Origin of the sequence: Bacillus sp. 17RED48 (assembly GCF_019837545.1) — a bacterium.
In the GTDB taxonomy this organism is placed as follows: Bacteria; Bacillota; Bacilli; order Bacillales; family Bacillaceae_G; genus Bacillus_A; species Bacillus_A wiedmannii.
On sequence record NZ_JADAXG010000003.1, the window covers coordinates 34,053 to 58,421 of the forward strand.

General features: G+C 35.4%; 28 protein-coding genes. 19 read left to right on the top strand and 9 right to left on the bottom strand.

Annotated features, from left to right (window positions below; all coding sequences use genetic code 11):
- Nucleotides 1-73 precede the first annotated feature (73 nt).
- The 3 genes from ILT06_RS13100 (at nucleotide 74) to ILT06_RS13110 (ending at nucleotide 3,041) form a co-directional block, all read left to right on the top strand.
- Nucleotides 74-1,801, top strand: coding sequence for an S-layer homology domain-containing protein (locus ILT06_RS13100; protein ID WP_088047071.1), 1,728 nt, complete (start codon nucleotides 74-76; stop codon nucleotides 1,799-1,801).
- Between the two features lie 238 nt (nucleotides 1,802-2,039).
- Nucleotides 2,040-2,186, top strand: coding sequence for a BC1881 family protein (locus tag ILT06_RS13105; protein ID WP_000644411.1), 147 nt, complete (start codon nucleotides 2,040-2,042; stop codon nucleotides 2,184-2,186).
- Nucleotides 2,187-2,285: 99 nt separating this feature from the next.
- Nucleotides 2,286-3,041 (top strand): sulfite exporter TauE/SafE family protein, encoded by a 756-nt coding sequence (locus tag ILT06_RS13110; protein WP_088047015.1) that lies wholly within the window; start codon nucleotides 2,286-2,288, stop codon nucleotides 3,039-3,041.
- A gap of 315 nt (nucleotides 3,042-3,356) precedes the next feature.
- On the opposite strand, the gene ILT06_RS13115 is transcribed toward ILT06_RS13110, so the two are convergent.
- Nucleotides 3,357-3,557 carry a DUF3903 domain-containing protein gene (locus tag ILT06_RS13115; protein WP_000624205.1) on the bottom strand — a complete coding sequence of 67 codons (201 nt, stop codon included), beginning with the start codon at nucleotides 3,555-3,557 and terminating at the stop codon, nucleotides 3,357-3,359.
- 141 nt (nucleotides 3,558-3,698) lie between these two features.
- Between ILT06_RS13115 and ILT06_RS13120 the strand changes: the two genes are divergently transcribed.
- Nucleotides 3,699-4,112, top strand: a complete 414-nt coding sequence (locus tag ILT06_RS13120; protein ID WP_088047016.1) for an NUDIX hydrolase — start codon at nucleotides 3,699-3,701, stop codon at nucleotides 4,110-4,112.
- Nucleotides 4,113-4,123: 11 nt separating this feature from the next.
- Here the strand turns inward: ILT06_RS13120 and ILT06_RS13125 are convergent, their stop codons facing one another.
- Both ILT06_RS13125 and ILT06_RS13130 read right to left on the bottom strand, forming a co-directional pair.
- Nucleotides 4,124-4,801, bottom strand: a complete 678-nt coding sequence (locus ILT06_RS13125; protein ID WP_048565873.1) for an LrgB family protein — start codon at nucleotides 4,799-4,801, stop codon at nucleotides 4,124-4,126.
- A complete protein-coding gene (locus ILT06_RS13130; RefSeq protein ID WP_000872362.1) occupies nucleotides 4,798-5,163 on the bottom strand; it encodes a CidA/LrgA family holin-like protein in 366 nt (121 codons plus the stop codon). Before ILT06_RS13130 ends, ILT06_RS13125 begins: the two co-directional genes overlap by 4 nt.
- A 152-nt stretch (nucleotides 5,164-5,315) precedes the next feature.
- On the opposite strand from ILT06_RS13130, the gene alsR reads away from it, so the two are divergent.
- Nucleotides 5,316-6,221 (top strand): acetoin biosynthesis transcriptional regulator AlsR, encoded by a 906-nt coding sequence (gene alsR / locus ILT06_RS13135; protein ID WP_098103267.1) that lies wholly within the window; start codon nucleotides 5,316-5,318, stop codon nucleotides 6,219-6,221.
- A 63-nt stretch (nucleotides 6,222-6,284) separates the two neighbouring features.
- Here the strand turns inward: alsR and ILT06_RS13140 are convergent, their stop codons facing one another.
- Entirely contained in the window at nucleotides 6,285-6,884 is a 600-nt protein-coding gene (locus ILT06_RS13140) for a histidine kinase (protein WP_088047018.1), read from the bottom strand.
- Nucleotides 6,885-7,058: 174 nt separating this feature from the next.
- Here ILT06_RS13140 and ILT06_RS13145 point away from each other — a divergent pair, with 174 nt between their 5' ends.
- The 3 genes from ILT06_RS13145 (at nucleotide 7,059) to ILT06_RS13155 (ending at nucleotide 9,564) form a co-directional block, all read left to right on the top strand.
- Nucleotides 7,059-7,607, top strand: coding sequence for an ABC transporter permease (locus ILT06_RS13145; protein WP_088047019.1), 549 nt, complete (start codon nucleotides 7,059-7,061; stop codon nucleotides 7,605-7,607).
- 108 nt (nucleotides 7,608-7,715) lie between these two features.
- Entirely contained in the window at nucleotides 7,716-8,627 is a 912-nt protein-coding gene (locus ILT06_RS13150; protein ID WP_142289321.1) for an ABC transporter ATP-binding protein, read from the top strand.
- A complete protein-coding gene (locus tag ILT06_RS13155) occupies nucleotides 8,620-9,564 on the top strand; it encodes an ABC transporter permease (protein WP_000482782.1) in 945 nt (314 codons plus the stop codon). The genes ILT06_RS13150 and ILT06_RS13155 overlap by 8 nt, the downstream gene beginning before the upstream one ends.
- 37 nt (nucleotides 9,565-9,601) lie before the next feature.
- Here ILT06_RS13155 and ILT06_RS13160 read toward each other — a convergent pair whose 3' ends face one another.
- On the bottom strand, nucleotides 9,602-10,747 hold the full coding sequence (locus ILT06_RS13160) for a M20 peptidase aminoacylase family protein (RefSeq protein WP_088047021.1): 1,146 nt from the start codon (nucleotides 10,745-10,747) through the stop codon (nucleotides 9,602-9,604).
- Between the two features lie 88 nt (nucleotides 10,748-10,835).
- On the bottom strand, nucleotides 10,836-11,744 hold the full coding sequence (locus ILT06_RS13165; protein ID WP_000947017.1) for an EamA family transporter: 909 nt from the start codon (nucleotides 11,742-11,744) through the stop codon (nucleotides 10,836-10,838).
- Nucleotides 11,745-12,069: 325 nt separating this feature from the next.
- On the opposite strand from ILT06_RS13165, the gene ILT06_RS32885 reads away from it, so the two are divergent.
- The 3 genes from ILT06_RS32885 (at nucleotide 12,070) to ILT06_RS13175 (ending at nucleotide 13,534) form a co-directional block, all read left to right on the top strand.
- Complete coding sequence (locus ILT06_RS32885; RefSeq protein WP_087944407.1) at nucleotides 12,070-12,213, top strand: peptidase T; 144 nt, start codon at nucleotides 12,070-12,072, stop codon at nucleotides 12,211-12,213.
- A 16-nt stretch (nucleotides 12,214-12,229) separates the two neighbouring features.
- Nucleotides 12,230-12,937, top strand: a complete 708-nt coding sequence (ccdA, locus tag ILT06_RS13170; protein ID WP_001152684.1) for a cytochrome c-type biogenesis protein CcdA — start codon at nucleotides 12,230-12,232, stop codon at nucleotides 12,935-12,937.
- Between the two features lie 90 nt (nucleotides 12,938-13,027).
- Nucleotides 13,028-13,534 carry a CcdC family protein gene (locus ILT06_RS13175; protein WP_001028637.1) on the top strand — a complete coding sequence of 169 codons (507 nt, stop codon included), beginning with the start codon at nucleotides 13,028-13,030 and terminating at the stop codon, nucleotides 13,532-13,534.
- Nucleotides 13,535-13,605: 71 nt separating this feature from the next.
- On the opposite strand, the gene ILT06_RS13180 is transcribed toward ILT06_RS13175, so the two are convergent.
- Both ILT06_RS13180 and ILT06_RS13185 read right to left on the bottom strand, forming a co-directional pair.
- Nucleotides 13,606-14,037 carry a DUF2621 domain-containing protein gene (locus ILT06_RS13180; protein ID WP_000889390.1) on the bottom strand — a complete coding sequence of 144 codons (432 nt, stop codon included), beginning with the start codon at nucleotides 14,035-14,037 and terminating at the stop codon, nucleotides 13,606-13,608.
- 104 nt (nucleotides 14,038-14,141) lie between these two features.
- A complete protein-coding gene (locus ILT06_RS13185) occupies nucleotides 14,142-14,438 on the bottom strand; it encodes a hypothetical protein (protein WP_000262403.1) in 297 nt (98 codons plus the stop codon).
- Between the two features lie 244 nt (nucleotides 14,439-14,682).
- Here ILT06_RS13185 and ILT06_RS13190 point away from each other — a divergent pair, with 244 nt between their 5' ends.
- Together ILT06_RS13190 and ILT06_RS13195 are read left to right on the top strand one after the other, a co-directional pair.
- On the top strand, nucleotides 14,683-15,270 hold the full coding sequence (locus tag ILT06_RS13190) for an AAA family ATPase (RefSeq protein ID WP_064477011.1): 588 nt from the start codon (nucleotides 14,683-14,685) through the stop codon (nucleotides 15,268-15,270).
- Complete coding sequence (locus tag ILT06_RS13195) at nucleotides 15,267-15,839, top strand: DJ-1/PfpI family protein (protein WP_064477010.1); 573 nt, start codon at nucleotides 15,267-15,269, stop codon at nucleotides 15,837-15,839. The genes ILT06_RS13190 and ILT06_RS13195 overlap by 4 nt, the downstream gene beginning before the upstream one ends.
- Before the next feature lie 13 nt (nucleotides 15,840-15,852).
- Here ILT06_RS13195 and ILT06_RS13200 read toward each other — a convergent pair whose 3' ends face one another.
- Complete coding sequence (locus ILT06_RS13200; RefSeq protein ID WP_064477009.1) at nucleotides 15,853-16,800, bottom strand: class I SAM-dependent methyltransferase; 948 nt, start codon at nucleotides 16,798-16,800, stop codon at nucleotides 15,853-15,855.
- Between the two features lie 194 nt (nucleotides 16,801-16,994).
- Between ILT06_RS13200 and hutP the strand changes: the two genes are divergently transcribed.
- The 6 genes from hutP to ILT06_RS13230 all read left to right on the top strand — a co-directional run bounded on the left by hutP (nucleotide 16,995) and on the right by ILT06_RS13230 (nucleotide 23,717).
- Complete coding sequence (hutP, locus tag ILT06_RS13205) at nucleotides 16,995-17,435, top strand: histidine utilization transcription antiterminator HutP (protein WP_000926521.1); 441 nt, start codon at nucleotides 16,995-16,997, stop codon at nucleotides 17,433-17,435.
- Between the two features lie 104 nt (nucleotides 17,436-17,539).
- On the top strand, nucleotides 17,540-19,057 hold the full coding sequence (gene hutH, locus ILT06_RS13210) for a histidine ammonia-lyase (RefSeq protein ID WP_000631835.1): 1,518 nt from the start codon (nucleotides 17,540-17,542) through the stop codon (nucleotides 19,055-19,057).
- A gap of 23 nt (nucleotides 19,058-19,080) precedes the next feature.
- Nucleotides 19,081-20,739, top strand: coding sequence for a urocanate hydratase (gene hutU, locus ILT06_RS13215; RefSeq protein WP_000416701.1), 1,659 nt, complete (start codon nucleotides 19,081-19,083; stop codon nucleotides 20,737-20,739).
- 12 nt (nucleotides 20,740-20,751) lie between these two features.
- Nucleotides 20,752-22,023, top strand: coding sequence for an imidazolonepropionase (hutI, locus tag ILT06_RS13220; protein WP_000887534.1), 1,272 nt, complete (start codon nucleotides 20,752-20,754; stop codon nucleotides 22,021-22,023).
- The gene (gene hutG / locus ILT06_RS13225; protein ID WP_064477008.1) at nucleotides 22,002-22,973 is read left to right on the top strand and encodes a formimidoylglutamase; all 972 of its coding nucleotides are present in this window, start codon (nucleotides 22,002-22,004) and stop codon (nucleotides 22,971-22,973) included. Before hutI ends, hutG begins: the two co-directional genes overlap by 22 nt.
- A gap of 282 nt (nucleotides 22,974-23,255) precedes the next feature.
- Nucleotides 23,256-23,717: a CarD family transcriptional regulator gene (locus ILT06_RS13230; protein ID WP_170771247.1), complete on the top strand. Its 462-nt coding sequence runs from the start codon at nucleotides 23,256-23,258 to the stop codon at nucleotides 23,715-23,717.
- The last annotated feature ends 652 nt before the right edge of the window (nucleotides 23,718-24,369 follow it).

The window sequence follows — 24,369 nt, forward strand, 5'->3', positions numbered from 1 at the left end:
TACTAGATATCCTATATTTTGGTTGAGGAGGGGAAAATAACACGAATTTAATTATGGCGTGTTAAGTATTATGATGAAAAAAAGATTTTATAATGTTTTAGCTGCATCGATTGTATTTAGCTTGGTAACGATTCCAAATTATTCCTATGCTAATGAGTTGGAAAAAACTGTAGCGGTTTCACCTGATGAACAAGCTTTAAAAAGTATTGAAAACCATATGAAAGATGAAGATGGTCGAGGAGAAGATAAAGGAGTACAAAATGAAGTGCAAGGTGAATTTCTTGTACATATAGTGAAAGAAGTACCTTTATATGATTCTAGTAATTTTCAAAAAGAGACAGGGGTTCACCTTTCGAATCAAGTCGTAAAAGCTGAGAAGAGAAAAGGAAACGCTTACTATGTTCGGGCTTCATCTGGAACTGGATGGATACAAAATAGTGAGGGGAATGTAGAGGTTAAAGAAGTTCATACGTTATCAAGTGAAAAGTTAGTTATTAATGAAGAAATCTCTACATACTCTGAACCATTTACTTCATACAAAGAAGAAAATGTATTGGAACCACAAACCATTCAAGTAATGGGACAGGCGGGAGAATGGTTCCAAGTAAAAATAAATAATGAAATGAAATGGATTTATTCACCTTCAGCAAAATTTGAAGGAACAAAGGCTTCGCTTATTCAAGAGGCAACACCAGCACGTACAAAACGTGCAGCAGTTATGTATGCTGCACCAATAGAAGAGAAAACAACGGATATTTATGGTGTAACTTTAAAAGAAATGATTGTACCGAAAGGAAATGAAAATATCCGTCCTGGTTATGCGATGAAGCCGAAGTATATTACGATTCATGAGACAGATAATTACAGTGTTGGGGCAAATGCTAAAAACCATGCAATATATTTATATAACCAAGCAACGGGAACGGAAGATCGTTCAGCGTCATGGCACTTTACGGTAGACGATAAAGAGATTTATCAACATCTTCCATTAAACGAAAATGCTTGGCATGCAGGAGATGGAGCAGAAGGAACTGGAAATCGAGAATCCATTGCGATTGAAATTGCTGTAAACGAAGATGGTGATTATAATAAAGCTGTTGAAAATGCTCGTAAATTAACAGCTTATTTAATGGGAGAATTACATATTCCTTTAGAAAATGTGAAGAAACATCAATTCTGGAGTGGAAAGAATTGTCCGGCTATTATGATTAAAAATAATGCGTGGGAACCATTCTTACAAGGAACAAAGGTTTATTATGATGCGAACCATAAAGATGATATAACAGGTGGTTGGTACGAAGCAGACATTCGTGAATTAGATAAACGAGGCATTATGATTGGGGATGGGAAAGGTTCTTATTGGCCAGAGCGTCTTGTCACACGTGGCGAATTTGCGAATTTAATTTCAAGATCATTACAGTTACCTGAAGGATCATCGAATTTTAATGATTTAAATACAGCACATTCATCGCTAATAGATGGTATTAATCGTGCAGCAAGTGCTGGGATAATAAGTGGTAGAGGAAATGGGACATTTGCTCCAAATGATACGATTAAACGAGATGAAGCCGTTATCATGATTGACCGTGCACTGCAATATAAAAAAATTAAAGGTAACTTAGTTCCGTTACCATTCTCGGATCAAGATTTAGCATATGATAAACAAGCTGTACAACGTGTTTATGGATTAGGTATTGTAAAAGGAAATGAAAATAATGAATTTATGCCGAAAGGTTCTGCAACGCGTGGAGAATCGGCAGCATTTATTAATAGAATGTTAAAAGTAATAGAAAGTAAATAATGAAAAAGCATTCGCGATTGCGAGTGCTTTTTTATTTTTCAATATGTTATGGAAGGGAGGGGAGGATATTGAGTGGAATAAGGAATGAAAGCGGAGGTGATGCATATATATAGATGCGTTGGGTTGTTTTTATCGCGTATGAACGGCAGCCCGATTATAATCAGTGTGGAGTGGACTAAACCGCTACTGATTAAACTTTTACTTTATCATATTGTATAAATGAAAAGGAGGTAAGACGGTGAAAGCTATACCGACTGATGTCCTGAGTAAAGAATTGATGGAAAGAGAAGGCGTTATATCTATTACAGTAAAAGAATTTGAAAAGATAGAAGTAGCTGGAGTAGTAGTCGCTGGCCCTGCGGTTATTTTGATTAATCAAGATTAAGTACATAGTATCCATTTAGAAAAGCATCCGTTTAGGGTGCTTTTTATTTGTGTGAAAGAGAGTGTTTAGTAGATAATGGGGGTACTGGAGGGAGAGTATGTGGCAATTATTACAACGATGTTAGTAATGGGGATTTTATTGGGGTTTGTTGGAGCGGGTGGAGCAGGTTTTATTATCGCAATACTTACTTTAATATTTCATATTCCTATCCATGTTGCGCTTGCGACATCTTTAACAGCTATGGCTTTTACGACGTTATCTGGGGTTATAAGTCATTATCGTGAAGGAAATGTTGTATTTACTACAGGCGGGATTGTTGGTGGATGTGGAGCACTTGGTTCTTATATTGGTTCAAAGCTTGGTTCACTTATCCCCCCGCATTTTCTCCATTGGTTTACAGCTGGGATGTTATTTTTATCTGCAATTTTTATGTTTATTAAATTAATTAAGTTTCAAAATAGGGAAGAATTACTTTTAGCAGAAATTAAAGATTTTTCGAAAGAAAATATAATGAAATGTATATGTCTTGGATTAGTCACTGGAATGATGGCTGGTTCATTCGGGATTGGTTCTGCACCATTTATTCAACTTGGATTAATGGTTCTACTAGGTTTAACAATCCAGCAATCTGTAGGAACAACAATGCTTGTTATATTGCCGATTGCGATTGGAGGTGGGATAGGATATAGTTCAGAAGGGTATCTAGATTATATATTGTTATTGCAAGTATTAATTGGGACGATGTTAGGAGCGTATATCGGAGCGAAGTTTACAAATTATGCACCACGTATGCTTTTGAAGTTTTCAATGATTATGACACCAGTTGTAGCTGGATGTATGTTATTGATGGAATAAAAATAATATAGCAAACTAATATGTTTTACGAATGAATTATGTAAGTAATTCATATTTCCCATATAAAAGGATTTGCTTTAATATAATGAGTGTAAAGTTCGAGTATTCGAGGTACTACTTGAATTATATCCCTATCCCTTTTCTAAAAATGCGAACAAGTTTTGCCCTATTCTATTCAATAATTAATTGCATAGAAATATATTGTTCGATGACCATTATGGAACGTACATAATGGGGAAATCCCGATCCTTAAAGAGGATGCCCCTAATCTTCATGTGAAAATATGATCGGATAAGAAAGCTGACCAATTTATGGTTAGCTTTCTTTTTGTTCAAAAACTATTTCTTCTTTAATTTCTGTTTGCAATAATAAAGCTTTTCCGAAACGACGTTTACATTCCGCACGCACTTTTTCAATGGCTAGTAGCTGAGTAGTGGCGGGAACTGTTACGATAGCTTGGCGTGGTTTTCGATTTTCTTCACAAAAGACACATTCCACAACATATTTAGAAATCATATTTTCATCCTTCCGTTTTTAATTTCTAAGAAGGGATTGTCTATGAAGTTGATGTAAGTTTTCGTCATCGTTTTCCTTTTTTCCTCTTTTTTCAAGGGGAAAATAAAGAAGAAGACGAATAGTAGTAGGGGAGGGATGTATATGGAAAGATGGATAGGTTGTGCAGCAGTATGTGTAAATGAAAGAAATGAAGTTTTAATGGTGTTGCAAGGAAAAGAGGGAGAAGAAAAAAGGTGGTCTGTTCCAAGTGGAGGGCTTGAAAAGGGAGAGACATTAGAAGAATGTTGTATTCGAGAAGTTTGGGAAGAAACAGGTTACAATGTGGAAGTTGTAAATAAAATATACGAAAAAGAAGGTATTACATACGGAGTTCCTGTATACGTTCATTATTATGTCGTTAAAAAAATAGGCGGTAGTATGAAGATTCAAGATCCTGATGAGTTAATACATGAAATTGCTTGGAAAAGGATAGATGAAGTGAAGGAATTAATGCTATCTTTCCCGGAGGATTATGAGATTTTAAATAAATATATAATAAAAAAAGCAAGTGTTTAAACACTTGCTTTTTAATGTATCCATGATAAGAAAAGTGGAACGATAACTAAACTAGCTCCTGCTGTTAAAAGCATAGATAAACTTGCAATAGTTCCTTCTACAGGGCCGATTTCGAATGCTTTTGATGTACCGGTTCCATTTGCGCTCGTGCCTAACATAATGCCTTTTGCGAGCGCTGTTTTAATACGGCATATACGTATGAGAGAAGGTCCAAGTAATGCTCCTGTTAACGCAGTTAAAACAACAAATACAGCCGTTAATTCTGACATACCACCGATCATTTCTGAAATGGCCATTGCAATTGGTGTCGTTACAATATGAGGTGCTAAACTATGTTCTAGCGATGAATCAATTTGAAAATAATTTGCTAGTAGGGCTGAAGTAATAACTGATAAAAACGAGCCGACAATGACATTAAGTAAGATAGCTATTCCGTGTTTCTTGAGTAAATCAAAGTATTTATAGATTGGCCATGCAAAAGCGACTGTTGCAGGCTTTAATAATTCTGTTAACCATTGACCACCTGTTTCATATGTTTCATAAGGTGTGTCTAGTCCGAGTAATAAAGCAATTAAAATAATAGGGCAGACGAGAAGAGGAGAAAGTAAGCTCCAGTTCCAGCGTTGATACATTTTCTTCGATATCCAATATGTGAATAGTGTTAATAGTAAACAAAGAAAGCCGATCATTGTGTTGATCCTTTCCGCTTTAGTAGCAATTCTGTTAGGAGTCCTGTAGCGAGAGTGACACAAAGTGTACTAATCATAATAATTAAAATGAGATCGATTCCATATTGTGATAGTGTATCTTTGTAGCGTATGACAGCGACTGCAGAAGGAATGAAAAATAAAATAAGTTCTTTTAATAAAAAGTCTGCTCCGTCCTGTATCCACTCTTTTTTCACTAGGTTAAATTTTAATGAAATTAACAATAAAAAAATACCGATTATACTTCCTGGAACTGGGAGGTGTGCCTGTTTTGCAATCCATTCACCTGTCCAAGCGAAACAAAATAATAATAAAATTTGTCCGCTTAATTTCCACCATTTCATACAGTACCCACCTCTTTCTTTTTTTACATAAAAATTGTAAAAAAGAATTAACAATTTCTACTATACGTTCATTCGAAAAATTTGTCTAATATATAAATTATATGTTATTAATATATTAGATGTATTAATTGAAAGTGAAAAGGGTGTCCAAAATGGAATTACGGCATTTGCAATATTTTGTTGTAGTGGCAGAGGAGTTACACTTTGGACGAGCAGCTGCTCGTTTACAAATGACACAACCACCGCTTAGTCAACAAATTCAGCAATTAGAAAAAGAAATGGGAGTTATGTTATTTTCAAGAACGAAGAGAAAAGTTGAATTAACAGAAGCTGGAGAAATGTTTTTAAAAGAAGTAAAAAAAGCGTTCGAACAAATTGATAAAGCAGTAGAAGTTGCACAAAGTGCCCAAAGGGGAGAAGTGGGCTCACTTTCAATTGGTTTTGTAGGTGCGGCGATATATGATATTTTACCATCTATCGTAAGGGAGTATAGAAAGAAATTTCCGAGAGTGTCTGTTGCATTACATGAACTGTCAACACCGGATCAGGTGCATGCACTTCACGATAACCGTATTGATATTGGCTTTTTGCGTCCGCCAATTCCAACGCAATTACTAGAGTTAGAACCAATTCAAAAGCTTTCTTGTACGCTATGTTTACCGAAGGCACATCCACTTGCTGAAAAGGATGAAATACATATTGAAGATTTAAGAGACGAACCGTTCGTATTTATTACGAGACCGGTCTGGCCAGCGTTATACGATACAATTTTATCACTTTGCCGCGACGTAGGGTTTAGTCCACACATTGTACAAGAAGCAACGGAATATCAAACAGTTATGGGACTTGTAGCAGCAGGAATCGGAATTACGGTCATACCTGTATCGGCAAATAAATTATATAAAACAGAAGTCGTATATAAAGAGTTATGTGATTCTAATTTTGTTGCAGAAATGTCAGTAGCTTATAAAAAAATGAATAGCAATCCAGAGCTTTTAGAGTTTTTAAAAATTGCAAGAGAGAAGAAAAGAATAGAAGTTGAGGATGAGATTAATTAAGTTATTCAAAAGTACACCTCATTAAACACTAAAGCGGAAATGCAATAGTATTGCATTTCCGCTTTAGTGTTCTTTTTTTAGCTCTATACTAAAGAGATAAACATGTTCGTTTTCTTTCAAGAGTATATCAATACCTGAATCTTCATCAATTGTAGGGACGCTTACAGTTTCTTTACTTGTTTGGATGACCGCTGCTAAAATTGTTTTTTGATTGTATTTTAAGTTTTTAGTAGATTGGATTGTAGTAGTTGCAGAACTATTTATGCCTAGGAGAGCGTCTTGAGGGACAAGCGTTGAACCACCGTCGATATTAATATACCATTGACCTTTTTCTTGTACATCTTTATCGAAATGGAAATATGGTGCTATGAAAGAAAGTCTTATTTTCTTTTCTAAAAAATGTGATGAAGCTATATTGGTAATTTCTTTCACTTTTTTACCATTTTGATAATATTCAATTGTAGCATGCAACTCATCATTATTATTTTTGAGTGCAACATTATAAAACATTCTATTTCCTGCTCCTATAGGAGTCATTTGTAGAATTTCAGATTGCTCTTTTGTTAACTTATATGGTTTAACAGAGGCTACTTCATTATCATTCAGTGGGCTACAACTTGTGAAAAATAATAAAAACAAGATTGATAGTAAATTTATACGCATGCAATCCTCTCTTTTTTACAATTATATTCTGAATATTCTTTTTTTACCATTTTATTTTCTAGGACTAAAGACTTAGAACAAATTCAGATTGTAGTGCGATGTTTAAAATGTCATATTTTTATACACTAGTAGTATAGAATGAGTATGGTATGAAGTGAGGTAGGGGAAGAACATATGTCTTTATGTCAGTTAGTGAGAAAAAATATAAGAACATTTGCTGCCAAAAGGATGAAGCAATTTATGTGGATTGCTATGAGTACTATGATTTTATTTTTTATGATATCGCTCCAATTTAATGAAGTAATTGTTGGGGAATTAGGGACTACACTTTTATTTCAAATGTGTTTTTACACACTGTTTCTTATATTCATTTTTATATGTATTTTTACTACATATAAAATAATGTTTTCTCTTCTGCAAGTGAGGAAAGAGGAAATTAAATCTTATGTAGTAGAGAATAGGAACGTACTATGTTTATTATGTCAGGAGCAATTATTCATTTATGGAGCAGCGTTTGTTTTTGGATTAGTTAATGGGATGTTATTTTTGAAATTATTTACGATTATTTTTATGAAAATAGCAGGAATACAAGGGATAAATAGTGCACCGATTACAATATATGCAATAGTAGTTGTTAGTATAATTATGATCGTTATCGTCCTATTATCGATGATGCAATGTTTTCGATTTGTTCAAAGTTTACAAGATGAAAATTCATTTTAATTCAAGGGAAAGGCATGAGAAATCATGCCTTTTCCTATTTTACACATAAAAATAATCATGTTACAGTGTAAAGACCTGACAAAGAATGGGAAGGAAAGGTTGTATAGTATGACAAATGAACAATCAATTGTAAAGGTTGAGCGGTTAACGAAGCGAATCGGTTCAAAGACACTTGTAGAAAATATTAGTTTCGAAGTTAAAAAGGGTGAAGTAGTTGGTTTGCTCGGACCAAATGGTGCTGGAAAAACGACTTTAATGAGAATGATGGTCGGCATGATTCGTATGACAGAGGGAGAAGTTTGGATTGACGGCCAATCTGTAAAACAGCAATTTGAAAGTACGGCTTCGAAAATTGGAGCAGTAATTGAGGCACCGGAATTTTATCCATTTTTGAGCGGCTATGAAAATTTAACATATTTTGGACGGATGAATGGCAATGTGACAGAAGAACGTATCGATGAAGTAGTGAAATTGTTAGGAATGGGACAAGTAATTGACCGTAAAGTAAAAGCATATTCACTCGGCATGAGACAACGTTTAGGAATTGCTCAAGCGCTTATTCACGATCCAGATGTATTGATATTAGATGAACCAACGAATGGATTAGACCCTAGTGGAATACATGAAATGAGAATGTACATAAAGAAAATTGCACATGAACAAGGAAAAGCGGTACTTGTATCTAGTCACTTACTTTCAGAAGTTGAATTAATGTGTGACAGAGTTATCATTATTCAGCACGGAGAATATGTGGCGACGCAAAATATTCAGCATAATCAAAGCGAAGAGATGGAGACAATCCGTATACGTGTGGATGATGCGAATAAAGCAGCAGAAATGTTAGACCAAGATGTTTTAATAAAAGGTAATGATCTACTTATTACTGTAAAAGATGAAGAAATCCCAAATGTTATTCGTACATTGCTTGAGAAAAATATTCAAGTGTATCGTGTATATGAAGAAAGAAAAACGTTAGAAGAGCAATTTTTAGAATTAACAGGGGGAAAAGATATTGTTTAATTTAGTGTATAACGAACTGTATAAAATATTTAAGCGAAAGCGAACGATTATTCCCTTTGCAGTTATTGCAGTATTAATAATTGGATTAGGATGGGTTACGGTAAAGTATTTAGAACCGGAAACAAAAGGATGGAAAGCCGATTATACAGAACGAACTGTAGAAATTGAGAAAAAGCTAGGCATGAAAAAAGAAGCTATTTTAGCGGAACGATCTGGGGACGAGCTTGTAAAGGAATATCAGCTTAAGATGAAGCATTTAGATACAGATACAGCACCGGCAAGCAGTTCTCCGCTTTCTTTCATGAGAGATACAGGTTTTATCGTATTTCCAATATTGCTCCCATTTATCCTCGTGTATGCAAGTACAATTTTTGCGAATGAATATAGCTGGGGAACATATAAATTTTTAACGATACGACCAGCGAGTCGATTTAAAATTTTGACAGCTAAATTTTTAGCAATTGTGATATTTGCAGCGTTATTGTTTATATTTAATATGATTTTCTCCACTTTATGTGGACTTGTTATTTATAAATTCCAACAGCCTGCATGGAGCGAGCTTATTTTCCAAGATGGAAATATTATAAAACAAAATATTTTTGTGGAAGCTAGTAAGTATTATATTTTATCGTGGTTGCCGACCATTGTGTACGCAGCGTTTGCATTTATGATTTCTGTATTAACAAGATCTAGTGGAGGCGCGATTGGTATTTCACTATTTCTTGCTTTATCAGGAAATATTGCATTATTAGCAGCAACTAGATATGATTGGGCGAAATATTTATTGCCAGCAAACACAGATTTATACAGTATTTCAAAGAATGGAAGTTTTATTGATGGAGTAACATTCCCATTTGCTTCATGTATGTTATTACTATATTTATTTGTATTTTTAAGCATTTCCTATACAGTATTTTTAAAACGCGATTTAACTTAAAAAAAGGAGCCGTTAAGTATTTCTTAACGGCTCTTTTTTATGCAAATTGTTTAAGTGCTTTTTCAGCTAACAAAGCGAAGTATTCTGCACTTATAGGTAATGCTTGCTCATCTATTGTAAAAGCTGGATGATGCCATTCATGTGTACCACTCGTTCCCATAAAAACGAATGAACCAGGTATTTCTTGTTGATAAAAAGAAAAATCTTCTCCGGCCATCGACGGGGTAGGAGAGATAATATTTAAATTCATTTTTTCAGCAACTTGAGAGGATAAGTTTGTTAAAGATGTATCGTTCTGAACAGCAGGAGGACCTGCATAAAAACGAAATTCTGTTTTTACACCTAATGCATCAGAAACCCCTTGAATAATACGTTTCATGAGAGCTGGAATCTTTTCACGTGTTTCAGTTTGGAATGTACGTACAGTTCCTTCCAGCGTTGCTTTTTCAGGAATTACGTTCCACGTATTTCCTGAATGGATGTTTGTGACACTGACGACGGCATTATGTGAAGAGCTTATATTTCGGCTTACAATTGTTTGGAGTGCCATCACGATTTGAGAGGACGCGACAATAGGGTCTACCCCAGCATCTGGTACAGCTGCATGTGTACCAACTCCGTGAATTTCAATTTCAAATCGATCGACCCCGGCCATCAGTGGACCATCTTTAATACCGATTGTACCTACTGGTAAATCAGGTTTATTATGCATACCGAAAATAGCTTGCACGCCATGTAAATGCCCGGCTTCAATTACTTTGCAAGCACCATTGCTACTTTCTTCAGCTGGTTGGAATATAAAGCGTACAGTTCCGCTAAGAGAAGATTCTTTTTCTTTTAATAAATAAGCGGCACCTATAATAGCAGCTGTATGAAAATCATGCCCACAAGCATGCATTTTACCGGGAATTTTTGAAGCGTACGGTAAATTTGTTTCTTCTTGAATAGGAAGGGCATCAATATCAGCACGGATTGCTATAATTGGTCCGCTATTATTCCCTGAAATTTCAGCAATAACGCCTGTTTCTAAACTAGAATTTATAATCGTAATGTTTTTCTCTTCTAACCAATTTTTTATAGTCTTCGTCGTTTCAAATTCTTCGTATGATAATTCTGGATGCTCATGTAAATTTCGACGAATAGAAATTAGCATCTCAGTTAATTGCTCTAGATTTGCTGCCACGTATAATGCCTTCTTTCTTAAATAAAGTATTTACATTAAGTATACAATAAGAAAAGAGAGGATTCTCAAATGAAAATCCTCTCTCGTTTTATGCTGCCAATTTTTTGTGTGTATGATGTTTACGATAACGTCCACGCATTGCATAGGCAATTTGCGGGATTGCAATACCGATTAAAATAAGTGATACACCGATCCATTGTGAAGATAGCACCGCTTCTTTTAAAACGAATACAGACATAATTGTTGTAACTGGTAGTTCTGCTGCACCAAGAATAGTCGCTAAGCCAGAACCGATCTTTGGAATACCGATTGTAAAGGCGATAGAAGGAATAACGATACTAAATGTTCCTAATCCTAAACCGTATTTCCAAAGTCCTTCAGAAATTGCACCGCTAAAAATAAATGTTGGCGGGAATACGATCATTACTAAAGTTAAAGCGCCAGTCATTAAGAGAACACCGCGCGGTAATGAAGGTACTTCAACAGCAACTTTTCCGCTCACGAAAATGTATGTTGCGAATGTAACAGCAGATAATAAACCTAGTATGATTCCAGTCATATCGAAATCACCTGCTGATTTCTCTAGTAAACCACTTGATAAAAATGTACCTGCAAGTAAGAAAATAACGGAAATAACCTTTTCTCTTGAAGGTAATGTTTTTGTTACGACTGCTTCAATAATAATTCCGACCCAAACGAATTGGAATAAAAGTATAATTGCAATAGATGCTGGTACAGTTTTTAATGAAGCATAATAAAAAATTCCAGTAAAACTTGCAGATGTACCTGCAACGAATAAAATTAACGCTTGTTTTAATGGAACACGATGTCTAGAAAATAGAAGAGTAATAGCAAGCAAAATAATCCAACCGAACAAATATTGGCTGCCAATTACCTCTCCAAGTGAAAATCCGTCTGCATAGGCAAGTTTAACGAAAATAGCTAAAATCCCATAACTACACGCTCCTAATAAAACTAAAAGAGAATAACGAAGCATGAAAAATTCCTCCCATCTATATGAAATTGTTCCTAACGGACATATATAACTAGAGGGAAGTATACAAAATTAAAAATGAAGGGTCAAATAAAAGAAAAGTATGACATTTTATAGAATAATAATAAAAGTATGATATTTATGCATAATCTTGAAATTAGTAATAATAAAAGTATTGTAAAATCAGCTTCGTATTGTATAAAGACAGCATTTGAAAAAAATATTTTTTAGGGAGATAGAAGGGTAGTCCATTATAGTGTGCTAATCATTTGAGAAACTATGTTACCTTTGTTATGTTAATAACAATTAGAGAAGTTTCGTAGTCCAATTGAGATTGTTCTATATAATAGAAGGAAATGAAAACGTTTTATTAGAAACTGTTTGTAAGGGGAGTTTTTCTTATTATCACGTTGTTAAAGTGAGTTCACGAATTGTTCATAGTATTTTTATGTGTTTTTGCTACAATATGTAAGGAGAGGAGTGGAATCATGCAAGATATTAGTATTTTTTTAGCGTTTGGCGCTGGATTTTTATCATTTATTTCCCCATGTTGCTTACCGCTTTATCCGGCATTTTTATCGTACATAACAGGTATGTCGGTTTCTGAGTTGAAAGAAGAAAATGCAATGCTTCGTAAAAGAAGTATGATACATACAGCGTTTTTCTTACTTGGATTTTCAATTATATTTATTGCAATTGGGTTTGGTACAAGTTTTATTGGAGGCATCTTTACAAATTATAAAGATTTAATTAGACAGTTAGGTGGTATATTTATCATCGTGTTCGGTCTTATTATTGTCGGTGTGTTTAAGCCGAAGTTTTTAATGCAAGACCGTAAATTTACGTTTAAAAATCGTCCGAGTGGCTATTTTGGATCCGTTCTAATTGGATTGGCCTTTGCTGCCGGGTGGACGCCTTGTACTGGACCTATTTTAGTGTCTGTCATTGGATTAGCAGCAACAAATCCAGAATCAGCAATGATTTATATGATAGCATACATACTTGGGTTTGCTATCCCATTTTTCGTGCTATCATTCTTTATTACGAAAATGTCTTGGATTAAAAGAAATAGTATGAAATTCATGAAAATCGGGGGATACGTTATGATTGTCATGGGTATCTTCCTATATTTTAACTGGATGACGAAAATTATCGTATATTTCTCAAGTTTATTTGGTGGTTTTACCGGTTTTTAGTATTATTCTGTGAAAATGTTGGAAATACTAACGGAAAAGCATATAATGAAAGTATATTTTGCATATAGCCACAAAAAAGGATGAGAAAATATGAACATAGTTGTTTTATCCAGTATCGTTGCTGTTTGTATGGCTGTTGGTGCGATGTTTATTCGTTTAAAAGCAGCTAAGAAACCGGCAACATTGAAAAAAATTATACTTCCACCATTTTTTATGAGCACGGGAGCGTTGATGTTTGTTTTTCCTGAATTTCGATTAACTCCAGCAGAAATGTTAGAAGCAATTGGCGTCGGTTTGTTTTTCTCTATTTTTCTTATTAAAACATCTAAATTTGAAATTAGAGGACAAGAGATTTATTTGAAGCGTTCAAAAGCATTTGTTTTTATATTAATTGGATTACTTGTCGTGCGAATTGTATTTAAAACATACTTAAGTCAGTCTCTTGATTTAGGACAACTTAGTGGCATGTTCTTCTTACTGGCGTTCGCGATGATTGTGTCATGGAGAATTGCTATGTACCGTTCCTTTACGAAATTACAGAAGGAAATGGAAAAAGAAGATGGTTTTTATAATGAAAAAGATATGAAGCTAACTTGAAAACGTTATATGTATAAAATAAAAAGGACAGCGTCAAAGGCGCTGTCCTTTTTATTGAAAATAATGTGAAGTTACTTTGCGAGTAAAGATTTATAGTTAGAATAATCAATCTCTTTTTCTTGTAGTTTTTTTACTAAAAATTTATGATCACGTTTCGGTGTAGCAATAATATATCCTTTAATAATTAAATCTTGTGTAATTTGAGAGGCTTTTTCTTGTAATGCCAGTTCTCCGATTTTGCCAGCAATTTTTGATTTAGCAACATCGCGAAATAGTTCTGGAACAGGACTTACGAGCTCTTCTAACAATTGTTTTTGTTCTTCATCCCATAAATGTCTAGTTTTATTAATATAGTGCTCTTCCCAATCTAAAATGGACATACCATCTTCTTTAGGTAATCGTTTTAGGAATTTTCTGAACATAAAGTATCCACCGATAGACATAAGTCCTAATAAAATAACAGTCCATAGCACTATGAACCAACTGAACCATCCTTCGAGCAAGCTTATCCCCCCCTTAATGATTGCGGTTTTCTTTTATTCATATTATAAACAGTGATATTCATAGAAAGCAAGAACGCTTGGTCATTTTGACCAAGCGTTATCATTTAAACAAAGTATAGTTGTTCAACACATAAATTATTATTATCATCTTCTACATATTCAATGATTAATGTGCCAACTTTACGATCTTTATCTTCAGTTGTGAAAATAGAGTAAGAAGTAAAACGTGCTGTTGATAGGCCGCTTATATGTGTAGGTAAAGAAATGTAGTCGTTATCGCGGAAGAATTCCATCAGTTCAATATCTTCAAATTCTTTTCGATCAACTTGTTTGTTTGTATAGCGGCGTTGAAGTTGTTTTAAAGACTCATTCCAAGAAATTGCTTTTGTATCGTATACCATTGTTCTATCTCCTTACTGTATGTAATCATTAAGAACATACGTTCTAAGCTAGTATACTCTTTTTATTAGAAAAGGGAAAGCAAAAAATAATGTAAGCTTGGATTTCCAAGCTTACATTATTGATGCGTCCGTCATAATCTCTATTTTTATTATAAGTTAGATAAGAATAAGAAACAAGATGATATATATTCCGTTGATAGTTTTTAAAATTCTGTATATTATAGATATAATAAAATGCAAGGGAATGAGAGGAATGGCATATGTAATTTCACTCCAAGGACCGATGGCAGGCGGAAAAACAACATTGGCTAAAAGGTTAGAGAGATGTGGGCTTTCAGTTATATATGAAAATCCATATCCAATTGTAGAAAAGCGAAAACAATTAAATTTGGATATGAATTCAAAAGAAGGATTTATAATAAATCAAAAAATGTTTATGGAAGCAAAAATAAAGGAGTTTCAAAATGTGAAAGATTCAGTCGTGATTTTTGATCGCGGACCAGAAGATATTGAATTTTATACACTCTTTTATCCGAAAGTGATAGGGAAAGAGTGGGATATAGAAACAGAATTAAAAGATGAATTGTATAAATTAAGAGAATGCTGTTCGGATGCAATTTTTTATTTAGATGTTTCGAAAGAAAATTTATATGATAGAAAAAATAATGACGGGGCAAGAAATCGAAGTACATTCGAAGAACAATTTAAATTAGTAGAAACTGAAAAAGAATGGTATAAACAATTTCCTGTAACTTATGTGGACACGAATACATTAACAGTGGATGAGTTAGAAGCATATTTTATGGGCTGGTTAAAGGAGAAAGGACTATGAAAAAAATATTATTATTCGTATACCCAACATTTGCGGAGTTTGAAATAACAGTAGCAACAGCATTGCTGAAAAAGAAATATGAAATCATTACTGCGGGCTTAACAAAAGAGTTGATTATAAGTGAAACAGGCTTGCAAGTACAACCGCATATAGAATTAAGTGAAGTGGGTGTAGATGAATATGAGGGGATTATCATTCCAGGGGGAGACGCAGTACATATGAAAGACGCAGATATTCTCTTTTCAGTCATTCGCCAATTTTCTGAAAAAGAAAAATTAGTAGCTGCGATTTGTGCTGGACCGTATGCGTTAGCAAGAGCAGGTTTATTTAAAGGGATTTCTTATACAGCGACTATAGATTATCAAAAGTTAGATTGTTTTCCAGTAGAAAATTTTGTGTATGAAGAAGTTGTGCGACACTCAAATATTATTACAGCACAGGGGCATGCATTTGTACCATTCGGAATAGCAGTTGCCTCTTATTTTGGAGTAGCGAACGAACATAATATAAATTTTTACGGTGGTAAGGGCAATATGATGATGGAGAAACTTTTACATGAGAATGTGTAAAAGCTAGCATTTGCTAGCTTTTTTCTTTTTGACATCGATAAATGGCTAACGTTTTCGGATCGCGCCATATACCGTTATGAAGTGACAATTCATTTTCTACTTCTTTTTTTAGCCATTCCTTCATTTCGGCGTGAAGATATGTATTATCAGGTATATTTAGCGATGGAAACATGCTAGAAATATAGTTTACAATCGGAGTAGCATGATGAAAAACGAGAGCATTATGAATAACTGCTTCTTCAACAGTTGGAAAAACAGATTGTAATATTTCTTTACCATTTTCTAAACAAAATGGAGTGACTGAAGATGTTGTTTTCGGTAAATCAAATGCGTCTAACATGCGGTTACACATTTCAACTATACGAGGTAATGTAACGTCAGAATTTGTTGTAGCTAAAAGTGAGCCTCCGGGACGAATTACTTTATGGAATCCTTGAACTGTTTTTTCGACATCTTTCATGTGATATAACATATGTCTTGCGATGACCCAGTCATAGCGATTAGCTTCAAAAGGAAGTTTACCAGCATCACCTAGTTTCCATTCAATTATGCTATTCTTTATTGCAGCTTCAGAAAGCATCGTTTTTGATTGATCAAAACCGGTTAGTTGGCCTTTATGACCGTTAGTTTGTAAAAGGGAAAGAAAATTTCCATTAGCACACCCAACCTCTAATATTTTTTCTTCTCCTTGAAGTTGTAAATGTTCCATGACGAGTTCATCTAAATTTGCTTGTTTTTCTTCGTAATGTTTATGCGTATCGATACGTGTTTGTAAATGGTTGCTTACGTTATATTGGCGTTTTACATCATTCATTTTTTCACATTCCACCTTCGTGCAAAATTGCTGAATCGCGTGTGTTAATACGTCGGTTTTCTTTAAACCTTCGTAATGGAGTGCAGATTCAAACCTTTCAAGTAATTTTTCTTCAATTCGAAAATGAATATCTTTTCGCTTCGTCATTGAAATATCGCCCCCTTGTATCTGTTAGTGAGACTATAGCACGCCTGAAAAATTCGTGTAAATAATTTGTGTACACAAATGGAGGGGATGAAAAAATTGTTCGAATGTGAGTTTAAACTATTGACGATTTAACCGTTTTCATATATTCTTAAATTAAGAAATATTCAAATAATTAAAAGAAATGAGAGAGTCACATGCTTCTTCAAGGAACACATCGAATTGGTCGTATGGCCATGTTGTTGGCACTTGCGGATGAGAATGAAAGCCCTGTATTATCTATTCCAAAAGGTTGGAAGTATTGTACGGGGAAAGTGGGTTCGATGAATTCGCAAAAAGTTGTAGCAGCAATGGAAACAGCGGCTAAGAGCACCCAAGTTATTGAAACAGATGTTTACAGAGAAACACATGCACTTTATCATGCAATTATGGAAGCTTTGTACGGAGTGACGAGAGGTCAAATTCAGTTAGCAGACGTTCTTCGTACAGTAGGACTTCGCTTTGCGATTGTGCGCGGTACACCATACGACGGAAAAAAAGAAGGCGAATGGGTTGCTGTTGCATTATATGGAACGATTGGTGCACCTGTAAAAGGATCTGAGCATGAGGCGATTGGTTTAGGAATTAATCACATATGATTTGCCCATAGTCTATTAGTTAGAAGGGGGCCTTACTTTTTTAGGACAGAAGTCTGTCTTAAAAAGATAAGGTCCCCTTTTGCCTTTTTAAGGAGGAAAAAAGAATGATTACGTTAACAGGACACACATTGACAATTGAAGAAATGAAGAGGTTGTTACTTGAAGGGGAAGGTGTAACAGCTTGTCCAAATAGTATGCAAAAGGTGGCGGAGTGCCGCGAAGTTGTTGAGAAAATTGTAGAGGACGGAAAAGTCGTTTACGGTATTACAACTGGATTTGGAAAGTTCAGTGATGTGCTTATTCAAAAAGATGATGTAAAGGCACTTCAACACAATTTAATTCAGTCACATGCATGCGGTATAGGTGATCCATTCCCTGAAGAAGTATCACGCGGTATGTTAATTTTAAGAGCGAACACGATGCTTAAAGGAGTATCTGGTGTTAGACCGCTTGTTGTAAATATGCTTCTTGAGTTTGTAAATCGTAAAATTCATCCAGTCGTTCCGCAACAAGGGTCACTTGGTGCGAGTGGCGATTTAGCACCTTTATCTCATCTTGCGCTTGTATTATTAGGCGAAGGTGAAGTGTTCTATAAGGGGAAACGAGTTCATGCGATGGTTGCTCTTACAGAAGAAGGTCTTGAACCGATTGAACTTGAAGCGAAAGAAGGGCTGGCATTAATCAATGGTACGCAGGCGATGACAGCGCAAGGAGTTCTTTCTTATATAGAAGCAGAAGCAATGGCGTATCAAGCTGAATTCATTGCTTCGATGACAATTGAAGGATTACAAGGCATTATTGATGCATTTGATGAAAATGTTCATAAAGCACGTGGTTATAAAGAGCAAGTGGAAGTAGCGAGCAGAATTCGTGACATCCTTCATGATAGTAAATTAACAACAAAACAAGGAGAACTACGTGTACAGGATGCATATTCACTTCGTTGTATCCCGCAAGTACACGGTGCTTCTTGGCAAGTTTTAAATTATGTGAAAGAAAAATTAGAAATTGAAATGAATGCAGCAACGGACAATCCACTAATCTTTGATGGTGGGGAAAAAGTAATTTCGGGTGGGAATTTCCATGGTCAACCGATTGCGTTTGCGATGGACTTCTTAAAGGTAGGAATGGCGGAACTTGCAAATATTTCAGAGCGTCGTATTGAGCGTTTAGTAAATCCGCAATTAAATGATTTACCTCCATTTTTAAGTCCAGAACCAGGACTTCAGTCTGGTGCAATGATTATGCAATACGCTGCAGCGTCACTTGTTTCTGAAAATAAAACGTTAGCACATCCAGCGAGTGTTGATTCAATCCCGTCGTCAGCTAACCAAGAGGATCACGTAAGTATGGGAACAATCGCTTCACGCCATGCACATCAAATTATTCAAAATGTAAGACGTGTTCTTTCAATTGAGATGATTTGCGCGATGCAAGCAGCAGAATATCGCGGTATTGAAAACATGAGTACAGTGACGAAGAGCTTCTACCATCAAGGTCGTCAACAAGTACCTTCTATTACAAATGATCGCATATTCTCAACGGATATTGAAAATATTACGCACTGGTTAAAAACGAATTATTCGATAAAAGAAAGATTAGATGTAAACGCAGCACTATAAAATGAGAAAAGGGAGAGATTGAAATGGAAAAAGTTAAACAAACAATTCGCGCGCCAAGAGGTACAGAGCTACAAACGAAAGGGTGGGTTCAAGAAGCTGCACTTCGTATGTTAATGAACAATTTAGATCCTGAAGTTGCTGAAAAACCAGAAGAATTAGTTGTATATGGCGGAATTGGCCGTGCAGCTCGTAACTGGGAAAGCTACCATGCGATTGTAGATTCATTAAAAACGTTAGAAAGCGATGAAACATTACTTGTTCAATCAGGAAAACCAGTTGCAATTTTTAAATCGCATGAAGATGCACCTCGCGTTCTTTTAGCGAACTCAAACTTAGTACCGAAGTGGGCGAACTGGGATCATTTCCGTGAACTAGAGAAAAAAGGTCTTATGATGTACGGACAAATGACAGCAGGTAGCTGGATTTACATTGGAACACAAGGTATTTTACAAGGAACATATGAAACGTTTGGCGAAGCGGCACGTCAACATTTCGATGGTTCATTAAAAGGTACATTAACACTTACTGCTGGCTTAGGTGGTATGGGTGGTGCACAACCTCTTGCTGTAACGATGAACGGCGGTGTTGTCATTGCTATTGATGTTGATAAGCGCAGCATCGATCGTCGTATTGAAAAGAGATATTGTGATATGTATACAGAATCATTAGAAGAAGCATTAACGGTTGCGAACGAGTATAAAGAGAAGAAAGAACCAATTTCAATTGGTTTATTAGGAAATGCGGCAGAGATTTTACCAGAACTAGTGAAGCGCAATATTACGCCAGATTTAGTTACGGATCAAACATCTGCTCATGATCCATTAAACGGTTATATTCCAGTAGGTTACACATTAGAAGAAGCAGCGAAACTTCGTGAAGAAGATCCAGAACGTTACGTACAATTATCAAAAGAAAGTATGACAAAACATGTAGAAGCAATGCTTGCTATGCAAGAAAAAGGCGCAATTACATTTGATTACGGAAATAACATTCGCCAAGTTGCTTTCGATGAAGGTTTGAAAAATGCATTCGATTTCCCAGGATTCGTTCCAGCATTTATCCGTCCATTATTCTGCGAAGGTAAAGGACCATTCCGCTGGGTAGCACTTTCTGGTGATCCAGAAGATATTTATAAAACAGACGAAGTAATATTACGTGAGTTTGCGGATAATGAGCATTTATGTAACTGGATTCGTATGGCTCGTCAGCAAGTTGAGTTCCAAGGTCTTCCATCTCGTATTTGTTGGTTAGGTTACGGTGAGCGCGCGAAATTTGGTCGCATTATTAATGAAATGGTGGCAAATGGTGAATTATCAGCACCAATCGTTATCGGTCGTGATCATTTAGATTGCGGATCAGTAGCATCTCCAAACCGTGAAACAGAAGCGATGAAAGACGGTAGTGATGCAGTAGCCGATTGGCCAATTTTAAATGCATTAATTAACAGTGTAAACGGTGCGAGCTGGGTGTCTGTTCACCACGGCGGTGGCGTTGGTATGGGTTATTCACTTCATGCTGGAATGGTTATCGTTGCAGATGGAACAGAAGCAGCAGCAAAACGTATTGAGCGCGTATTAACTTCTGATCCTGGTATGGGTGTTGTTCGTCACGTTGATGCAGGATATGACTTAGCTGTGGAAACTGCGAAAGAAAAAGGCGTTAACATTCCGATGATGAAATAAGGAGGAGAAAACATGCTGGACACTTTACTAATAAATATCGGTCAATTACTAACAATGGATCAAGAAGATGGCTTGTTAAGACGGGAAGCGATGAACACGCTTCCTGTTATCGAAAACGGTGCGGTTGGAATTGAAAATGGCGTAATTACTTTCGTTGGAACAGCGGAAGAAGCGAAAGGATTACAAGCGAAAGAAGTTATTGATTGCGGAGGGAAAATGGTTTCTCCTGGTCTTGTTGATCCGCATACTCACCTTGTATTTGGTGGATCTCGTGAAAATGAAATCGCACTAAAATTACAAGGAGTTCCGTACTTAGAAATTTTAGAACAAGGCGGAGGTATTCTTTCAACTGTAAATGCAACGAAACAGGCATCGAGAGAAGAACTTGTTCAAAAAGCGAAATTCCATTTAGACCGTATGTTATCTTTCGGAGTTACAACTGTAGAAGCGAAGAGTGGTTATGGATTAGATGATGAGACGGAATGGAAACAATTAGAGGCAACTGCACAATTACAAAAAGAGCATCCAATCGATTTAGTTTCCACATTTTTAGGTGCTCATGCAGTTCCGAAAGAGTATAAAGGTAGATCGAAAGAATTTTTACAATGGATGTTAGACCTACTACCAGAAATGAAAGAGAAGCAATTAGCTGAATTCGTTGATATTTTCTGCGAAACAGGTGTGTTCTCTGTCGAAGAATCAAAAGAGTTTTTATTAAAAGCGAAAGAGCTTGGCTTTGATGTGAAAATTCATGCAGATGAAATTGACCCTCTTGGTGGTGCAGAAGCAGCGGCTGAAATTGGTGCAGCATCAGCGGACCATTTAGTGGGCGCTTCTGATAAAGGAATTGAAATGCTTGCAAACTCTAATACAGTAGCTACTTTATTACCAGGAACAACTTTCTATTTAAATAAAGAAAGCTTTGCTCGTGGACGTAAAATGATCGATGAAGGTGTTGCAGTTGCTTTGGCTACAGACTTTAACCCAGGTAGTTGTCCAACTGAGAACATTCAGCTTATTATGAGCATTGCAATGCTCAAGCTGAAAATGACACCAGAAGAAGTTTGGAATGCCGTAACAGTTAATTCTTCTTACGCAATTAATCGAGGTGATGTAGCTGGAAAGATTAGAGTTGGTCGTAAGGCAGATTTAGTTTTATGGGATGCTTACAATTATGCTTACGTACCGTATCATTACGGCGTGAGTCATGTAAATACAGTATGGAAGAATGGTAATATCGCATATACAAGAGGTGAACAATCGTGGAGCACGGCCACTATTTAAAGAAAAATGCAAAGTTTATCGATCGTGAAGTGACGAAATGGAGTGAGATGATTAAAGATTGGGAGGAAGGCTTGGAAATATTCGGTGCTGCCTTAATTGGAGCACCCCTTTCTAAACCATCTATTAGTCATTCAGGAGCAAGTTTTGCGCCAAAAACAATTCGTGCAATGTTAGATGCATATAGCACGTACGCAATTACAGAAGAACATGATATGAAAGAAAGTGTCTTATATGATTGCGGCGATATTACGATGCATGTGACTGATATAAAAGAAAGTCATAAGCGCATTGCGAAAACAGTTGGTCATGTAACGAAAGTAAATCCGAACATGATACCAATCGTTCTTGGTGGTGACCATTCGATTAGTTTTCCAAGTATAACAGGGTTTGCAAATAGTAAAGGGAAGGTCGGTGTTATTCAATTTGATGCCCATCATGATTTACGTAATTTAGATGATGGTGGCCCATCAAATGGTACACCGTTCCGTAGTTTGCTAGAAAATGATGTCATTAAAGGAAAACAACTCGTTCAAATCGGAATTCGTAATTTTTCAAATGCACGAGCGTACCATGAATATGCAAAAAAACATGGCGTGACAGTGTATACAATGAAAGATGTACGAGAGCGACAAATCAAAGATATCATCACAGAAAGTATTGAAGTATTAAGAAAGCAAGGCGTGACTTCTATTTACATTTCTCTTGATATGGATGTACTAGATCAAGCATTTGCACCAGGTTGTCCAGCAATTGGTCCTGGCGGTATGGATAGTACGACTTTACTTGATGCGATTGAATTTCTTGGTAAAGAACCGCTTGTTCAAGGGATGGATATAGTAGAAATTGATCCAACCCTTGATTTCAGAGATATGACGAGTCGAGTAGCTGCGCAAGTGATTATGAGTTTTCTTTTAGCGAGAGAGACAGTCCGTAAGCAGGTTAGTATATAGGCGTGAAATCAATAGGGAATGTTTAACGGTTCCGTATAAAAAACACATTACTACTTATATGTAGTAATGTGTTTTTATGTAAAAAGAGAAGGTGAAATTAGAATGTATATATGTGTGGAAAAAGGTAATAAGATTGTGGGTTGTTAGTGATATTTTACGAATTTATTTTCTTAGTTCGAAAGGATTGACATTAAAAATAATTTTATGATAAAATAAAAATTTTGCTAAAAAATTGATTGTGTGTTAAGATTGAGAAGGTTACCATATATGGAGGTGGATTATTTGTTTCAAATTGGCGATAACATTGTTTATCCAATGCAGGGAGCAGGTATAATTAAAGCCATAGAAGAGAAGGAAATCACAGGAGAAAAACAACAATATTATGTTATAAAAATGTCGGGTAGTAATATGGAAGTAATGATTCCGGCAGGGAGAATATTGAGCTCAAATATACGACCAGTCACGGATATAACGGCAATAGCACACATATTGGATATTTTTCAACATGGAGAATCTGATAGATTACTTACGTGGAAACAAAGGTATAAATTGAACACTGATAAAATAAAGACGGGTAAAATACAAGAAGGTGCTGAAGTTGTACGTGATTTATTACGTATGCAGAAAGAAAAAGCACTTAATGCAAGCGAAAAGAAAATGTTAGATAACGCACACGAATTTTTGATTAGTGAACTGGGATTAATTGAAGGTATCACGGAAAGTCAAATAAAAAGCTTTTGTTAAGATTCATTACAAATAATGTATTAGATCCCAAAAAAGGTTTTGAATTTTTTGGGAACATAATTATAGAGAATTAATCATTTCAAAGACATTCAATTCTTTCAAACCACTTTTAGAGCATTAACCTCTTTTGTTATTACTACAATCAAATCCATTTTTATTTTTTAAATTCTTTACGAATATTCGAAGTTTAATTAAACACTTCGATAGAATAGTTACTTGATTTTTGCAATCCTGATTCACACTGGCACGGACGAGGAGCCGTAAGGATGAAAGAGAGGTAGGGCTTTCATTGTTTTAGGTTTATAAGTTATTATTTTTAGAAGAATACTGAACCACTCTCACTTCTACTGCTAAGGAATTTTTTATATGTGAAGAGATAATAATTGTTTATATTCTTTATATTAAAGAGATAAATGAATTGTTAGCCATATACGGTCAACTAAAAAGGAGTGTCATATAGTCGAATTATCGACTATATGACAGCTCCTTTTTTCATGGGGATTAGGAACGGATAAATAGAAAAAATACTTTCAACTATGTAGGAGTCTTTTATTCGTTCCTAAAATTTTTGTTTGTATAATAAAAAACAAATGAATGATTGAAACCTCGTAACTGTAAGTTTGAATATAGTACAGTGGAAATCGTTTTTTTT

Excerpts from the sequence above, each read along its gene's own strand:
- ILT06_RS13100 (WP_088047071.1), top strand. The coding sequence starts at position 74 with ATGAAAAAAAGATTTTATAATGTTTTAGCTGCATCGATTGTATTTAGC.
- ILT06_RS13115 (WP_000624205.1), bottom strand. The coding sequence starts at position 3,557 with ATGATTTCTAAATATGTTGTGGAATGTGTCTTTTGTGAAGAAAATCGA.
- ILT06_RS13120 (WP_088047016.1), top strand. The coding sequence starts at position 3,699 with ATGGAAAGATGGATAGGTTGTGCAGCAGTATGTGTAAATGAAAGAAAT.
- ILT06_RS13125 (WP_048565873.1), bottom strand. The coding sequence starts at position 4,801 with ATGATCGGCTTTCTTTGTTTACTATTAACACTATTCACATATTGGATA.
- ILT06_RS13130 (WP_000872362.1), bottom strand. The coding sequence starts at position 5,163 with ATGAAATGGTGGAAATTAAGCGGACAAATTTTATTATTATTTTGTTTC.
- alsR (WP_098103267.1), top strand. The coding sequence starts at position 5,316 with ATGGAATTACGGCATTTGCAATATTTTGTTGTAGTGGCAGAGGAGTTA.
- ILT06_RS13140 (WP_088047018.1), bottom strand. The coding sequence starts at position 6,884 with ATGCGTATAAATTTACTATCAATCTTGTTTTTATTATTTTTCACAAGT.
- ILT06_RS13145 (WP_088047019.1), top strand. The coding sequence starts at position 7,059 with ATGTCTTTATGTCAGTTAGTGAGAAAAAATATAAGAACATTTGCTGCC.
- ILT06_RS13150 (WP_142289321.1), top strand. The coding sequence starts at position 7,716 with ATGACAAATGAACAATCAATTGTAAAGGTTGAGCGGTTAACGAAGCGA.
- ILT06_RS13165 (WP_000947017.1), bottom strand. The coding sequence starts at position 11,744 with ATGCTTCGTTATTCTCTTTTAGTTTTATTAGGAGCGTGTAGTTATGGG.
- ccdA (WP_001152684.1), top strand. The coding sequence starts at position 12,230 with ATGCAAGATATTAGTATTTTTTTAGCGTTTGGCGCTGGATTTTTATCA.
- ILT06_RS13175 (WP_001028637.1), top strand. The coding sequence starts at position 13,028 with ATGAACATAGTTGTTTTATCCAGTATCGTTGCTGTTTGTATGGCTGTT.
- ILT06_RS13185 (WP_000262403.1), bottom strand. The coding sequence starts at position 14,438 with ATGGTATACGATACAAAAGCAATTTCTTGGAATGAGTCTTTAAAACAA.
- ILT06_RS13190 (WP_064477011.1), top strand. The coding sequence starts at position 14,683 with ATGAGAGGAATGGCATATGTAATTTCACTCCAAGGACCGATGGCAGGC.
- ILT06_RS13195 (WP_064477010.1), top strand. The coding sequence starts at position 15,267 with ATGAAAAAAATATTATTATTCGTATACCCAACATTTGCGGAGTTTGAA.
- ILT06_RS13200 (WP_064477009.1), bottom strand. The coding sequence starts at position 16,800 with ATGACGAAGCGAAAAGATATTCATTTTCGAATTGAAGAAAAATTACTT.
- hutP (WP_000926521.1), top strand. The coding sequence starts at position 16,995 with ATGCTTCTTCAAGGAACACATCGAATTGGTCGTATGGCCATGTTGTTG.
- hutH (WP_000631835.1), top strand. The coding sequence starts at position 17,540 with ATGATTACGTTAACAGGACACACATTGACAATTGAAGAAATGAAGAGG.
- hutU (WP_000416701.1), top strand. The coding sequence starts at position 19,081 with ATGGAAAAAGTTAAACAAACAATTCGCGCGCCAAGAGGTACAGAGCTA.
- hutI (WP_000887534.1), top strand. The coding sequence starts at position 20,752 with ATGCTGGACACTTTACTAATAAATATCGGTCAATTACTAACAATGGAT.